15 protein-coding genes are annotated in these 15542 nt (G+C 42.2%); 14 read left to right on the top strand and 1 reads right to left on the bottom strand.

Annotation, left to right across the window (positions count from 1 at the left end; all coding sequences use genetic code 11):
* The first annotated feature begins 1 nt into the window (after nt 1).
* The 14 genes from AAHB15_RS10210 (at nt 2) to AAHB15_RS10145 (ending at nt 14713) form a co-directional block, all read left to right on the top strand.
* Nucleotides 2-169 carry a TetR/AcrR family transcriptional regulator gene (locus tag AAHB15_RS10210; protein WP_335573227.1) on the top strand — a complete coding sequence of 56 codons (168 nt, stop codon included), beginning with the start codon at nt 2-4 and terminating at the stop codon, nt 167-169.
* Nucleotides 117-587, top strand: a complete 471-nt coding sequence (locus tag AAHB15_RS10205; protein ID WP_335573256.1) for a TetR family transcriptional regulator C-terminal domain-containing protein — start codon at nt 117-119, stop codon at nt 585-587. Before AAHB15_RS10210 ends, AAHB15_RS10205 begins: the two co-directional genes overlap by 53 nt.
* A gap of 12 nt (nt 588-599) precedes the next feature.
* On the top strand, nt 600-2267 hold the full coding sequence (locus AAHB15_RS10200) for a long-chain fatty acid--CoA ligase (protein ID WP_335573255.1): 1668 nt from the start codon (nt 600-602) through the stop codon (nt 2265-2267).
* A gap of 86 nt (nt 2268-2353) precedes the next feature.
* Nucleotides 2354-3220, top strand: coding sequence for a branched-chain amino acid ABC transporter permease (locus AAHB15_RS10195; RefSeq protein WP_144562020.1), 867 nt, complete (start codon nt 2354-2356; stop codon nt 3218-3220).
* A complete protein-coding gene (locus tag AAHB15_RS10190) occupies nt 3217-4236 on the top strand; it encodes a branched-chain amino acid ABC transporter permease (protein WP_335573226.1) in 1020 nt (339 codons plus the stop codon). Before AAHB15_RS10195 ends, AAHB15_RS10190 begins: the two co-directional genes overlap by 4 nt.
* Before the next feature lies 1 nt (nt 4237).
* Entirely contained in the window at nt 4238-5005 is a 768-nt protein-coding gene (locus AAHB15_RS10185) for an ABC transporter ATP-binding protein (RefSeq protein ID WP_335573225.1), read from the top strand.
* Nucleotides 4998-5705, top strand: coding sequence for an ABC transporter ATP-binding protein (locus AAHB15_RS10180; RefSeq protein WP_335573224.1), 708 nt, complete (start codon nt 4998-5000; stop codon nt 5703-5705). The genes AAHB15_RS10185 and AAHB15_RS10180 overlap by 8 nt, the downstream gene beginning before the upstream one ends.
* 113 nt (nt 5706-5818) lie before the next feature.
* On the top strand, nt 5819-7033 hold the full coding sequence (locus tag AAHB15_RS10175; RefSeq protein WP_335573223.1) for an ABC transporter substrate-binding protein: 1215 nt from the start codon (nt 5819-5821) through the stop codon (nt 7031-7033).
* A gap of 182 nt (nt 7034-7215) precedes the next feature.
* A complete protein-coding gene (locus tag AAHB15_RS10170) occupies nt 7216-8160 on the top strand; it encodes an MBL fold metallo-hydrolase (protein WP_335573222.1) in 945 nt (314 codons plus the stop codon).
* A gap of 26 nt (nt 8161-8186) precedes the next feature.
* On the top strand, nt 8187-9704 hold the full coding sequence (locus AAHB15_RS10165) for a long-chain-fatty-acid--CoA ligase (protein ID WP_342042327.1): 1518 nt from the start codon (nt 8187-8189) through the stop codon (nt 9702-9704).
* Nucleotides 9705-9728: 24 nt separating this feature from the next.
* Complete coding sequence (locus tag AAHB15_RS10160) at nt 9729-10622, top strand: R2-like ligand-binding oxidase (RefSeq protein WP_335573220.1); 894 nt, start codon at nt 9729-9731, stop codon at nt 10620-10622.
* A 246-nt stretch (nt 10623-10868) separates the two neighbouring features.
* Complete coding sequence (locus AAHB15_RS10155) at nt 10869-12317, top strand: aldehyde dehydrogenase family protein (protein WP_335573219.1); 1449 nt, start codon at nt 10869-10871, stop codon at nt 12315-12317.
* A gap of 93 nt (nt 12318-12410) precedes the next feature.
* Nucleotides 12411-13619, top strand: coding sequence for an iron-containing alcohol dehydrogenase (locus AAHB15_RS10150; protein ID WP_335573218.1), 1209 nt, complete (start codon nt 12411-12413; stop codon nt 13617-13619).
* 158 nt (nt 13620-13777) lie between these two features.
* Nucleotides 13778-14713, top strand: a complete 936-nt coding sequence (locus AAHB15_RS10145) for a manganese-dependent inorganic pyrophosphatase (protein ID WP_335573217.1) — start codon at nt 13778-13780, stop codon at nt 14711-14713.
* A gap of 73 nt (nt 14714-14786) precedes the next feature.
* Here the strand turns inward: AAHB15_RS10145 and AAHB15_RS10140 are convergent, their stop codons facing one another.
* Nucleotides 14787-15542 (bottom strand): hypothetical protein, encoded by a 756-nt coding sequence (locus AAHB15_RS10140; RefSeq protein ID WP_335573216.1) that lies wholly within the window; start codon nt 15540-15542, stop codon nt 14787-14789.

Genomic DNA, 15542 nt, shown 5'->3' with positions numbered 1-15542 from the left:
TATGAAGCAAAAATTAATAGAAACAGGGATCCAGTTGTTTGATCAAAATGGATTTAAATCAACATCTGTGCAGGATATTGTTCAATTGCTGGGGGTGACGAAGGGGACCTTTTACTATTATTTTAACAGTAAAGAAGAGCTGCTTAAGGATATCCATCTTATCTATTGAAGGACTTGTACAGCAGCAGGGAAAAAACAAACAAAACCATAAGACTACTTATACTCAAAAACTTTATGAAATTGTCCGGCTGTTGATTCGAAATATAAGAACCGAGCGGCAGAGTGCACGAATTTTTACAAGAGAAATGCGGCATTTAAGTGATAAATATATTAATGAAATAAAGGAAAAAAGAAGTGAGTTTCGCAAAAATACCCAAAAATTAATCGAAGATGGCATACAGCAGGGTGAATTCAAACAAGGATTACATCCCGATATTATAACAATGGGGATTCTCGGGATTACGAATTGGAGTTATTACTGGTTTAACCCCGATGGTGAGCAATCTGAGGAACAGGTTGTCGAGATATTCGTCAATATGATTCTAAACGGCATTTATAAAATGGCAGCGTTTACAACTGAAAAATAAGGAGATATGTCAATGGTAACTCTTCATTATGAATTCTGGCCTAAAATCCCTAAATCTTTAAAAGTTCCCTCCACTTCTCTGTATGACAACCTCAAAGTAAGTGCAAACCGTTATCCGGATCAGGCTGCTATTTTTTACTATGGCAACAAAATAACATATGAGCAGTTGGATGCAGAGGTAAATGCGCTCGCAGGATACCTAGAGCACAAGCTTGGCGTGCGTCCTGGTGATAAGGTCTTGCTCTTCATGCAGAACTCACCGCAATTTGTGATTGGTTATTATGCAATCCTCAGAGCCAATGCAGTTGTCGTCCCGATTAATCCCATGCTGGTTGCTGATGAACTAGAATTTTATGTGCGTGATTGTGGAATCAAGACGGCACTAGCCGGCCAAGAATTATTCGACCGTGTCGGTCCACTGTTTGGGAAAACTTCCTTGAAAAATTTGGTAATCGCAGCATATTCCGATTATGCAGGTGATGGGTTTGAGGGAATGCTGCCAAAAGAAGTGGAAGCACCTAGATTCAATTTTACGCAGCATGGACACTATCTTTGGAATCAGGCAATTGCTGCCGACCTAACCCCTTCTGTACATACAGCCAAGGGAGACGACCTTGCCTGCCTGCCATACACTTCCGGAACCACGGGATTGCCAAAAGGTTGTATGCATACAAGCCGGACAGTTAATGCCAACACGGTGGGGGCATATCACTGGTCTTCAACCACTCCTAATGCCGTGCATTTAATGACACTGCCGCTCTTCCACGTAACCGGTATGGTCCATAGTATGCACATGCCAATTTTTAGCGGCAGTACCATGGTCATTTTAACAAGATGGAACCGTGATGCAGCTGTGGAATTGATTAAAAATTTAGGCTGTACCCATTGGGTGACAATTGCCACAATGATCGTCGACTTTCTGGCCAATCCTAATCTGAAGAAGGAGGATATTGCTACATTAACCTCTATTTCAGGTGGGGGCGCAGCTTTACCTGAGGCAGTTGGCGAAAAATTGTTTAAACTATCAGGATTACGGTTTGTCGAAGGGTATGGCCTATCTGAAACCATTGCCCAGACCCATTTCAATCCACCTGATCGACCAAAAATGCAATGTCTTGGGATTCCTTCCTTTGATGTGGATGCCAGAGTCATAGAACCAGCCACAGGGAAAGAACTTGGTGTAGGAGAAGTCGGGGAAATCATCGTGAACGGGCCACAGGTAATGGTCGGTTATTATAACCGCGATGACGAAAATAGAAACTCGTTTATTGATATCGATGGGAAAAAGTTTTTTAGAACGGGCGATATTGGCCGTTATGACGAAGAGGGATATTTCTTCATTGTGGACCGGGTAAAAAGAATGATTAATGCCTCCGGTTTCAAAGTTTGGCCAACAGAAGTAGAATCCTACCTTTATAAACATCCGGCGATTCAACAGGCATGTGTTGTGGGTGTCCCTGATCCAAGAAGAGGCGAAACTGTAAAAGCATTTGTTATTTTAAATGAGGGATTTGAAGGGGAAATTAGCGAGGATGAAATAATTAAATGGGCAAAACAGAATATGGCCGCTTATAAATACCCTAGGCAGATTGAATTTAGAAAGCAATTCCTAATGACATCAAGCGGTAAGATTTTATGGCGCACCCTTCAGGAAGAGGAGAAAGTGAAAGCGCAAAATTAACGTAAATAGTTTCCTCATCATGTGGGGAGCAGGCCGCATTAGTAAGGCTCCTCACAAGCTGTTTAATAATACAAAGGGGGAGAGCTATGGAGATTTTTATTCAGCAGCTGTTTAATGGATTAACGATTGGAAGTGTTTATGCACTCGTAGCACTTGGTTTAACGTTAGTTTATGGAATTTTACATATTCCAAATTTTGCTCACGGCGCATTATACATGATGGGCGGATACATAACCCTCATGATGATGACTAAATTCGGTCTCCATTATTGGATCGCCATTTTCATCTCGATCATTTTGGTTGGCCTCATCGGTGTATTAATGGAACGATTAGTTTTTCATCCCCTTCGGGAGGCACCGCCCATCCATGATAAGATAGCTGCCATTGGAATTCTATTATTTTTGGAAGCTTTTGCTCAGTATTATTGGGGGGCTGAATACCAAAGTATGTCGACACCATACGGGCAGGTTGTACAAATTCTTGGATTAACGATAACGATGCAGCGAATCCTCATTGTTATGGCAGCGCTGGTCGTCATGCTTCTACTATACGTGTTCTTAAAAAAGACCTTTACTGGTTCGACAATAATTGCCATGTCACAAAACCGAGAAGGAGCGAATCTTGTTGGCATCAACACCAACAAAGTAGCAATGCTCACCTTTATGATTTCAGGTGGGTTAGCGGCGATTGCTGCCTCTCTCTCAGCCCCTATTAACCTAGTATTTCCGGGAATGGGTCAGCTGGTTATTTTAAAAGCCTTTGTAATTATCATCCTTGGGGGGATGGGAAGTATTCCGGGAGCCATTGTGGGCGGTTATATATTAGGCTTTAGTGAAAGCCTAGGGGCGACCTATATTTCCAACGACTATAAGGACATTATTGCGTTCGTAATCCTTGTCATTATATTAACAGTCAAGCCAACCGGTCTGTTTTCAAAGGGGGGCTATTCATGATAAAAGCATTGACGAAAAGAAATATTATTATTGCATGCATTCTACTTACCATCATTTTTCCACTACTAAGTGACAACAATTATTTGATCCACATCATGACGACATCCTTCATCTGGATGATAGGTGTATATGGTTTAAACCTGTTAGCAGGTTATACCGGTTATCTATCATTGGCACATGCTGGTTTCTTTGCAATTGGCGCGTATTCATTAGGCATCTTAACGGTTAAAGCTGGAATGAATTTCTGGCTTGCGTTTCTATTATCACTGTTGATTACGAGTTTAATAGGACTGTTCGTCGGATTAATCGCATTAAGGACAAAGGAACATTTTTTTGCCATCTATACACTCTGCCTCGGATATATTATCTATCTTGTTATTGATAAATGGGAAAGTTTAACGGAAGGAGTTCGAGGTCTGATTGGAATACCGGCACCTGCGGGTATTGGACCGATTACCTTTGAAACCGAGGTTTCCTATTATTATCTAGTCCTGTTTTTTCTGCTCCTGGTTGTTCTCATAATGTACCGAATTATTCATTCCTTATCAGGAAGGACCTATATTGCCATAAGAAATAGCGAAGAATTGGCCCAGACGATCGGGATATCAACGATGAAAAACAAATTGACGGTATTCGTTTTATCCACCTTGTTTGCTGGCCTGTCAGGAGCCCTTTATGCTTCATTTGTCCGGTTTATCGGGCCGGATATAGGCTCCATTTCTATTACCTTCGATTTACTTACCTACTTACTAGTAGGAGGAATCGGAACGTTGAGTGGTCCGATTGTGGGAACACTGATTATTGTGTGGCTCTCACAATACCTGCAAGATTTCCAAGAGAACAGGATGCTTATCTTTGGTCCTGTGTTAACATTGCTGATTATTTTTTATCCACGCGGACTTGTCGGGGCAGTTTCAACCTGGAATACAAATCGGAAGGCAAAGAAAGAACGGGTAAGGGGAAAATCATATCTCCAGACGGAGCTCCTTCCTGAAAAGCAGGTTAAGGAGGGATAGAATGAATTTTTTGGAAACAAGGAATTTAACCAAACGGTTCGGTGGTTTAGTCGCGGTAAATAATGTCGATTTTACAATTGAACAAGGGAAAATTAATGCCATTATTGGTCCAAATGGTGCAGGTAAGTCCACTTTTTTCAATTTAATTAGCGGATTTCATCGCCCAAGTTCAGGCAAGGTTATTTATAAGGGGCAGGATATTTCTAGTTTGCCTTCCAATAAAATAGCGGAGATGGGTGTGGCCAGGACATTTCAAACTACTAATCTATTTGAGCAATCAACAGTACTAGATAATGTTATTGTCGGCCACCGCCTACGGACTAAATCCAACCTATTAGACGCCATTTTACGTACCCCGCGTTTAACTAGGGAGGAGGCCCAATGTCGTGAAAAAGCTATGGAAGTGCTGGAATTTGTTGAATTAAAAAATGCAGCGAATAAATTGGTCGGTAATTTAACACAAGAGGAGAAAAAACGGACAGCATTTGCGCTAGCCTTAGCAACCGATCCGGATATTGTTTTTCTCGATGAACCCGCGGCAGGAGTCAACCCTGATGAAACAGAAGGGCTGGCCGAGCTAATGAAAAAAATGGCTGGTAAGGGGATTACGGTTTGTTTGATTGAACACAAGATGCAAATGATTATGAAGATTGCCGATAAAATTATGGTACTTAACTACGGAGAGAAGATTGCAGAAGGAAGACCGGAAGAAATCCGCAGTAATGAAACGGTGATAAAAGCATATTTAGGGGGAAGCGCCATTGCTTAGTTTAAAACATATCACTGTTAAATATGGCAGCTTTACAGCCGTTCATGATGTGAATATAGAAGTCAAGGCCGGGGAAATCGTTGTACTGCTGGGTGCAAATGGCGCCGGAAAAAGCACAGTATTTCGTACGATAAGCGGTCTTAACAAGCCGTCTGCGGGGGAGATTGTTTTTGACTCTAGAAAAATAAACAGGCACTCTGCAGATCAAATTGTCCAGCTTGGAATTGGTCAATGTCCGGAAGGAAGGAAATTGTTTTCGGCCATGTCGGTGCAGGAAAACCTGAAAATGGGTGCTTTTGTTCACCGCCGTAAAAAAGAGGAATTGAAACAGTCACTTGAACATGTATATGAACTATTTCCTATTTTAAAGGAAAAAAGAAATGATGCAGCTGGTTTGCTTAGCGGCGGCCAGCAGCAGATGCTCGCTATTGGCAGAACGCTGATGTCAAAACCTAAGCTGATGCTCCTTGATGAGCCATCGGTGGGGCTTGCTCCTTTGATTGTCGAGCAGATGTTTGAGGTGATTCAGCGGATTAATCAGGAGGGAACCACCATTCTTTTGGCTGAACAAAACGCGAATGCCGCCTTAAAAATTGCCGATAAAGGGTATGTTTTTGAAAGCGGTACAATTGTACTGAATGGTACATCTGAGGAATTGTTCGCGAATGATGAGGTGAGAAAAGCTTACATTGGTGCCTAAGGATTTGGTGTATTACTAGTTCGCAATAAACACTGCCTAGTAAAAGGGGGTGATGAAGACTTTTCATCACTTAACTGTTTGGCAAGATTGAAAAAGTAGAAGGGGGAAAATGAATGGGAAGAATGAAGTCTCTTTTTATGATGACAGTATTCTTTATCGTGATTTTCAGTTTGGCAGCTTGCAGCAGCAAAGATGAGCAAACAGCTAACACCAAACAATCTAGTGCTGATGGCAGTAAAACAGAAGGTGCAGGAACGGTAAACATTGGTTATACGGGGCCACTAAGCGGACCTGCAGCCTTCTATGGAAAGCGCACTTTAAATGGCGTAAAGATGGCGGCCGAGGAGATTAACAGCGAAGGCGGATTTGAAGTCGGCGGAAAAAAATACAAATTAAATATCGTTTCATTGGACGATAAATATTTACCAAATGAAGCCGGTGCAAACGCCAAGAGACTTATTCAGGAAAATAAAACACCGATTATTTTCACCCCGCACTCAGGCGGTGTATTTGCCCTCCAGGTTTTTAACCAACAAGATAAATTTTTAATAGGAGCATATACAAGTGAGCCTAAGGTGTCAGAAGTTGGCAACAATCTGACCGTTCGCATTCCACCTCGGTATGATGGCTATTTAAAACCATTTACAGACTATTCCATGAAAAAGTTTGGAAAGAAGATTGCCTTTCTTCCAACCTCCTCCCAATACGGAAAAGATTGGTCTACTAAACTGAAGGCCTACTGGGAAAAACAAGGCGGTAAGGTCGTTTACAATAGCTCGATTGATTTTGCTAAGGAAACAGATTTCTTTACAACCGTTACGAATGCCTTAAAAGGAAAGCCGGATGTATTATTTATTGGTGGTGCTTCTGAACCAACCGCCAAAGTAGCGAAGCAGGCAAGGGAACTTGGATTTAAAGGCGGTTTCATTGTTATGGACCAGGCAAAATTTGACGAAATGAAGGCGGTAACTGGTTCTTATGATCTCTTAAATGGCTCAATTGGTGTTATGCCGTTAGTAGAATCAACTAATAGTGAGGCGATTCCTGATTTCGTGAAAAAGTATAAGGAAGAATATGGTGAGAACCCAGGTTCGGAAGCTGGACTCAATTATATTGCTACGTACATCTTTGTCGAGGCAATGAAAGCTGCCGGTTCGGTAGACGACGCTGAAAAGATTCAAGCTCATATGCAGGATGGCGTGAGTAATATACCTGAGAATGTAAGAATCTATCAATTTAGTAAATTTGCCGGCGGCGGTTTTGATGGTGATCTAGAGGTTGCCGCAATTGAAGATGGAAAAATTGTTCCTATTAAAGTAACAAAATAGTAGATTGGCTTTTGCCACAATGAACGGTATGACCGTTTCTGCCCCTCGTGTCAAGTAAAGGCCGGGGGGCAGAAATGAATGTCACAGGCCGATTTAACCTAATCATAATAGTAGCTCAATTGACATATATAATTTTGTTAGCAGACAGGGCCTTAAGTGGTTACAGAAGGGAGGGGCATCTTTTGTTAGAAATTATTCCTCTTGTATTGGATACCGACTTCGCCGAAGGAACAGTTAATGCCTTTTTAGCTATTGGCGATACCATCACTTTAATCGATACAGGGAATCCCGGCAAAGAGTCCTTTCAACAACTAAAGACAAAACTACATAAACATGGCGTAACCTTGCGTGACCTAGACAAAATCGTTCTTACCCACATCCATATCGATCATGCGGGAGGCATTCCTTATATTCAAGCTGAAACAGATCTTCCTATCTTTGTTCACGAACAAGGGAAGGGATGGATCAATTCAAGTCTCGATAAGTTTGAAAAAGACCAGCAGTTTTTTCAGGATTTTCTCCAGTCATGTGGGGCAGATCCATCTAAACATATTGTTCAGCGACATTTTAAAGAAGAAAACTGGGGAAATGTTAGCTATGTAAAGGAAGGTGATACAGTTTTAATTGGAGGTAAACGGTTTGAAGTGATTCATGTTCCGGGGCACAGCCAATCTGACATATTAATGTGGAACCATGAAACGGGTGATTCGTTTGCAGGTGATCATTTAATAAAAGCGTTTTCTGTTAATGCCTTTATTGAACCACCGCTTTTAGACGGAGAAAGTCGGCCTAAGCCGTTATTACAATATCGGAACTCTTTAGAAAAAGTTAGCCGTCTTCCGCTCAACACCATTTACCCTGGACATGGAGATCACTTTACGAACCATAAAGAGTTAATTCAGACAAGATTGCAAGAGCAAGAAAAACGCTGTGAGCAGATATTAGCTATCCTTGCTGATAATCGAAAAAGTATTTTTGAGATTTGCCAGGAAATGTATCCTCGTTTGAAGGGGAAAACCGTCTTTTTAGGGTTATCGCAAATCCAAGGTCATTTAGACTTACTGGAAACAAGGCAAAAAGTCAGCTTTAACCGCAATGGTTCGCTGGTAGAGTATTTTTCGTTATAAATTCTTCTATAAAAGGAGTGGATTTCGTGAAGCTAAGAGATCTACTGGAAAGAAATATCACGGATTTTGGTGAATATCCGTTTCTATTTTTCAAGGAAAAAACCTACACAAACGTAGAAACTAAGCGATATGCAGACCAATTGGCAGCAGGATTGCGAAGAATCGGGATTGAAAAGGGTGACCGGGTCATCGTTTGTATGCCAAACAGCCCGGAAGTCCTTTTCGCCTATCAAGGAATAACCAGGGCAGGGGCCATCATCGTACCAGTCATGTTCACACTACACCCAAAGGAACTTCACTATATTGCCCGAAACTCCCTTGCTAAAGCAGTCATAACCTCATCATATGTCCTTCAAAATGTCGAAAAATCAATGGAAGCTCTGCCGGAAAGACCAGCCGTCATTTTATCCGATCTCCCATCAAATGAGCATATAACCAACTTTTACGATTTGTTGGTCCCTGTTGAAAAAGAATTTATAGACGACGGAAAAGCCGACGATACAGCGGTTATCTTGTACACTTCAGGGACAACGGGAAATCCAAAAGGAGTGCTGTTAACTCATAAAAACTTATTTTCCAATGCGCAAAATTCAGCGAAGCACAATGAAACAGAGCGGGGCACCACCTTGGGGGTCCTGCCGCTTGCCCATGTCTATGGCTTAACAGTTTCTAATGTATGCTACCTCACAGGCAGTGCGATTGTTGTTTTTTCAAGTTTTGAAGTCAAAGAGGTTTTTAAAGCGATAGACACCTTTCGGGTAAGGACATTTTCTGCGGTACCAGCGATGATTCATGCCATGGTTTCCTATCCCAATACCGATAACTATGATACTTCGAGTCTGGAATCAGTAGGATCGGGTTCTGCACCGCTGCCGGTTGCCCTGTTATATGCCTTTGAGCAAAAGTTCGGTGCAAAGGTGCTTGAGGGCTACGGATTATCGGAGGCCGCCCCGGTTGTGACCGCACATAGCAAACGAATCGAAATTAAACCGGGATCTGTCGGTGTACCCATCCCAGGGGTCGAAATCAAAATTGTGGATGGAAACGGTTTAGAAGTTCCAGCGGGTGAAGTAGGTGAATTAGTCGTCCGCGGTGATAATGTTACGCCTGGATACTATCAAAATCAGCAAGAAACAAACCGTGTGTTAAAAGATTCCTGGTTATATACCGGAGACATGGCGCGGGTGGATGACGAAGGTTACGTGTATATTGTCGACCGTAAAAAGGATCTGATTATTCGCGGCGGTTTTAATGTTTACCCGCGCGATGTGGAAGAAATCTTAAATGGTCATGAAGAAGTGTTTGAAGCCGCTGTGGTCGGTATCCCCGATGAACGAATGGGTGAGGAATTGGTCGCCTGTGTTGTGAAGAGACCAGGTTCTAATGTGACAGAGGAGGAGTTAATTCAATTTTGTCAGGATCATTTGGCAAAAAACAAAACACCGAGAAAAGTCATTTTTCTTGAGGCATTGCCGCGAAACGGGGTTGGTAAGATTTTAAAGACCCATTTGCGTCAAACCGCTTCTGATATTGTAATCAGTTAAAAAATAGTGGGGGGAGATTTTAGGATGGAAAGAAGGACTATTTTAACAACAAGTACTAGGGGATTGCTCGAGGATTCTTTTCCATATCGCCTTTATCAAAAAGCAAAACGGGTAGGAAATTGGAATCCGGCAGATATCGATTTTACCCTGGACCAAAAGGATTGGAAGGCGATGACGGCTGAGCAGCAGGAGGATATTCTCCGCTTAATTTCTCAATTCCAAGCTGGCGAGGAGGCCGTAACCTTAGATTTGCTCCCGCTTATCATGGCGATTGCCAAAGAAGGCCGGTTAGAAGAGGAGATGTTTTTAACGACCTTTTTGTATGAGGAAGCGAAACACACGGAGTTTTTCAGGCTTGTATTGAATGCGATCGGCGAGAAAGGAGATTTGTCTCATTTTCATACGGAAACCTATCAAAAGATTTTTTATGAAATCCTGCCAACGACGATGGCCCGGCTAGTAACCGATCAGTCCCCTGAGGCGATCGCAGAAGCATCGGTGGTATATAACATGTTTGTTGAAGGAGTTTTAGCAGAGACTGGTTATTTTTCTTTCTATAACGCTCTTGAAACAGCTGGAATCATGCCTGGTTTGTTAGAGGGAATTGGAAATTTAAAGAGAGATGAGTCGCGCCATATTGGTTACGGGACATTTCTTTTGCAGCGGTTGATTTGTGAACATCCGCATCTGTTCGATTTTGTAGCCGCCAAAATGGGGGAGCTGACCCCATTAGCCATTAGACTCAATCAAGAGGGCATCGCAGGAAGGGAGGTAAGTGCATTCGGTGGGAATCCAGATGACATTATGAATTTTACGCTCAAACAGTTATCTGTCCGAATGGAAATATTAGCGAGAGCGAAGGGCAAAAAAATCGAAGAGATTTATAGATATACAGATAGTGAGTTAGGTGTGTTGTAGGATGCATGAGATTAGGTAATTATGACCGTCTTAGGAAGAAAAAGCTCGTTGACGGTCACAAAAAGAAATAATTGTGCCCGTTGGGACAAGGTAGAGGGCATCGACGGTCAAAAAAAAAGATTATTGTGCCCATATAGTGGTCACAGGGGGGCACTTCGGTCAAAAAAACTTCAATTTTGCCTAAAGATGTTCATTTCCTAAAGGACTCGTCATAAAAATCAAAGTTTAGCAGAGGAGTAAGAAATCATGACAGTAAATGTAGACTTTCAAACCTATCCCCACTTTATCAATGGAAAGTGGGAGCAAGCGGGCAGCGGGGAAACTTTTGATGTGTTCAATCCTGCAACCGGAGAGCTTGTCGCTAAAGTAGCAAAAGGAACCCAGGAGGATGTCGATCGTGCAGTCAAAGCAGCCCGTGCCGCTTTTGACAAGAGCGACTGGAAAAACATGAAGCCAAAGGACCGGGCAAAAGTACTATCTGCGATTTCTTATAATATTGCCGAGCACGCCCAAGAACTAGCCTATTTAGAAGCGATTAGTTCAGGCGGAACCGTCCGGCGCATTGGCAATAGTGATATTTTACAAATGGTCGACCTGTTCCAGACACTAGCAAACTTTACATTAGAGTATCCATTCTCAGAAACGCTTCCAGTCCCGCCATTCCCGGGACCTGCTCACAACTTCATATGGCGTGAACCTATCGGCGTTTGTGCGGCGATTACCCCTTGGAACCTGCCAATGGTGATTGCGACTTGGAAAATTGCGCCAGCTCTCGCGATGGGGAACACGATTGTGATTAAACCGGCCAGCTACACCCCGCTATCCACACTGAAATTAGCAGAAATTATTTCAGAGGTGGTCCTGCCAGGTGTCATTAATGTGGTAACCGGAGCAGGTGCAGAAGTAGGGGAAGCATTAGTGAATCATCCACAGGTTGATAAGGTTGCCTTTACCGGTTCAACAGAGGTTGGCCGAAGAATTATGGGTCTTGCCGCCGGCACGATTAAAAATACAACCTTAGAACTTGGCGGAAAGTCACCAAACATCCTGCTAGAAGATGCAGACTTAAATATTGCTTTACCGGGAAGCCTTTTCGGCGTATTCCTTCACTCCGGCCAGCTGTGCGAATCAGGAACACGGCTGTTTGTACCGGATAAACTTTATGATCAAGTGGTTACTGGTCTCGTTGCGCTTGCCAGTAAACTAAAAGTTGGCAATCCGCTTGACCCAACAACAGATGTCGGACCAATAATATCGAAAAAACAAAAGGAAACGATTCTCTCTTATATTGAGTCCGGTAAGCAAGAAGGGGCGACCCTTGTCTGCGGCGGGAAGGCAGTCACAGTCCCAGGCTGTGAGCAAGGTCATTTTATCGAACCAACGATTTTAACTAATGTCAGCAACGATATGAAAATTGCCCAAGAGGAAATCTTTGGACCTGTCCTATGTGTGATTCGTTATTCAGACCTAGATGAAGCCATTCAAATGGCAAATGATACGATTTATGGATTAGCAGCAGGTGTCTGGACACGTGATGTGAATAAAGCCTATGAGGTTGCAAGGAAACTTCAAGCGGGTGTGGTCTGGATTAACGATTGGCATATGCTCCGCAGTGATGCACCGTTTGGCGGCTACAAGCAAAGCGGCATCGGCCGGGGTATGGCAGGCATTCACTTGATGCCTATACACAAGTAAAGCATGTTCATACCTCCATGTCCCCTGAATTGGAAAGACGCAACTGGTATGGAATTCTGTTTGGTCAAAATTAATGAAGAGGTGAAGAAGATTATGAAAACAACTCTATCACAGTTTATGTTACGTACTGGTATTTACAGCGGATCAAATTCTCGGGCAATAGTGCCAAGTTTATTTGCCGGCCTTGGCGCAAAACGGGTCCTGCTCTTAAGTGACCGCGGTTTAGAAAAAGCCGGGATTGTTGAAAAAGTAGCGTCGATTTTTGAATTGACTGGTCACGGGTCTGGGCCGCAGCTTGTCGGAATCTATTTGGACATTGCTCAGGATGCAGAAAGCCGCTGCATTAATGATGCGGTCCACTATGCGAAGGAAGTGGGAGCGGATAGTTTACTAGCTGTAGGCGGCGGTAGTGTACTAGATACTGTAAAAGGGGTTAAGTATGCACTTTATAAAGGCTTATCGGATATAAAAGAAGCTAACCCTGGAGGCTTATTATATGAGCAATTTCCGAAAGCAAACTATATCCCCATCCCGCATATTGCAATCCCAACAACTGCGGGAACTGGATCCGAAGTTTCGCCGATTGCCGTTATTTTTAATGAAGACATTCAAATGAAGACGAACATCATTAATCCATTTATAAATGCCGATATGGCGATATTGGATCCTGATTTAACCGTTGGCCTGCCACCTGTGATTACCGCCTTTACAGGTTTTGATGCTTTAACACATGCGATTGAAGCACTAGCATCACCAACAGCGACTGGTCTAACGGATGCTTATGCCCAACATGCGATCAGATTGATTGAAAAAAATCTTCCGGTGGCTGTAAATGATGGCGGCAATTTAGATGCCCGAATGGATTTATTGCAGGCAAGTCTAATGGGAATTACCGCGTTTAGCTTTGCTCTAAATGCGATTCCGGTTCATAATATGGCCCATGCCTACGGTGCCTTGTTCCGAATCCCACATGGATTAGCGAATGCCGTTTTTTTACCAGTGGTGATGGAGCTTGTTCCTCAATTGTATTTGCCAAAGGCTGCTGAACTGGCTCAGGCATTGGATGTCGATGTGAAGGATGATACACCTGAAAATGCACTTGCTAGAGTAATTGAAAAAATCAGATTGTTACAGCAAAGCGTCGGCCTACCTGCCGACTTCAAGCAATATAATATAAGTGAAGAGGCATTAGCGGCAACGATTCCGGCGGTTATGAAGGACCCTGCAGCGCTCAGTTTCCCAATGCCGCAAGAATTAATAGCGACGATCGGACAGAGGGTTGTTCCTGTCACTGTAAAGTAAGTAATAATTAGAAACAAAGGTACTCAGAGAGAATGCCTTTGTTTCTTTTTGTATTTTTTGTTTTGTATCCATAAACATCTTGATATATAATTTCAAATAGGGTCATTTTAGTTTTGGATTGATCTACATAAAATTTTTGATGAGTAGGAGTAGTAAAAATGGAAAAAGTACTTATTTTCGGTCATAAAAATCCAGACACCGATACAATCTGTTCTGCGATCGCTTATGCAGATTTGAAAAAACAATTAGGCTATGATGTTGAACCAGTTCGTCTCGGTCAAATCAATGGCGAAACACAATTTGCGCTTACAACTTTCAACGCTGAAGTTCCTCGCTTAGTGGAAGCAGTTGCGTCTGAAGTAAATTCTGTAATCTTAGTTGACCACAACGAGCGCCAGCAAAGTGCAAATGATATTGCGGATGTTCGTGTATTGGAGGTTATCGACCACCACCGTATCGCTAACTTTGAAACAAGCGATCCATTGTATTACCGCTGCGAGCCTGTTGGCTGTACTGCAACCATTTTAAACAAGATGTATAAAGAAAACGGCAAAGAAATTAAGAAAGAAATCGCTGGTCTAATGTTATCTGCGATTATTTCCGACTCTTTATTGTTCAAATCCCCAACCTGCACACCTGAAGATGTTGCGGCAGCGAAGGAATTAGCAGCAATTGCCGGTGTTGAGGCTGAAACTTATGGCTTGGAAATGTTAAAAGCAGGTGCTGACGTTCGTGATAAATCGATTGCTGACCTTTTAAGCCTTGATGCTAAAGAATTCGAAATGGGTTCAAGCAAAGTTGAAATTGCGCAAGTAAACGTAGTGGACACAGCTGATGTTCTAGAACGTCAAGCTGAATTAGAAGCGGCAATTTCTAACATCGTGGCAGAAAAGAACTTAGATTTATTCTTGTTTGTTGTTACAGATATCTTAACAAATGATTCTGTTGGTTTAGCAATCGGAAGCAAAACAGCTGCAGTTGAAAAAGCCTACAATGTTTCACTAGAAAATAATACAGCTACTTTAAATGGTGTTGTATCACGTAAAAAACAAATCGTACCAGTATTAACTGATATCTTTAATCAAGGTATCTAATAGAGTACAATACTAAAAACCGTTCATGCTTAGCATGGACGGTTTTTAGGTTGATAACCAAAGTTTACACAACTTATTCAACTTCCTGATTTTCTTCTTTCTTTTGATTCATTAAGAAAAAAGTAAGCGGCTGTTCGGAGCCGGTCATTAATTTGTACACATAGGAAGACGTGAGCTTATAGCCGTCATCTATTTTTCCTGCCAAGTAATTGGTCCGTTCAAATAGGATGGAACGGATATGGTTTAGCTGTCTGGAAAATTTATCTAATAATGCCTCTTGATTATCGAGCCGTTTTAACATCCCGCCGTGGATTTCTTCTTGTTTAGTTAATTTTTCTGCTGCCTGTTTTTGCATTTCAAGTTGTTCTTTCATTTGCAAGGCAATTTGCTGTTGTGTTTCTTCATTCTTATCTAAACGATCCGCAATACTGTGACAGGTCTTACTAATTTGATTGATTTGTGCAGTCAGGGTTTCCTTTGCCTGTGTTTCTTTTTCAACCATAGCCTCTAATTGGACATTCTTCTCTTGTAAGGAATGGAGGTTTGTAACCATTTCGTTTTCAAATTTCTGCTGCCTAATTGTACTATTTTTTAAGTCACTCAGCTGATAATCTACCTGTTTCCAATGGGTGGTCTGAGCATCTGTTTGCTGCTGATATCGCGTTTGCAGTTCTGCTAATGCATGGTTCAGAGCGATATTAGCTTTTTGCTGCTCCTTCATTAGTTCGGTGAGGAAATCCTGCCTTGATTCGACCTGATTCGATTCCTTCAATTGCCTGTTATTTTTGAATAAATTCGGATGTTCCTTTTTATTAATGAATAGTCCCAT

This window comes from Bacillus sp. OTU2372 (genome assembly GCF_038440275.1).
Lineage (GTDB): Bacteria > Bacillota > Bacilli > Bacillales > Cytobacillaceae > Neobacillus > Neobacillus bataviensis_B.
This window is presented reverse-complemented; position numbering and strand designations above follow the sequence as displayed.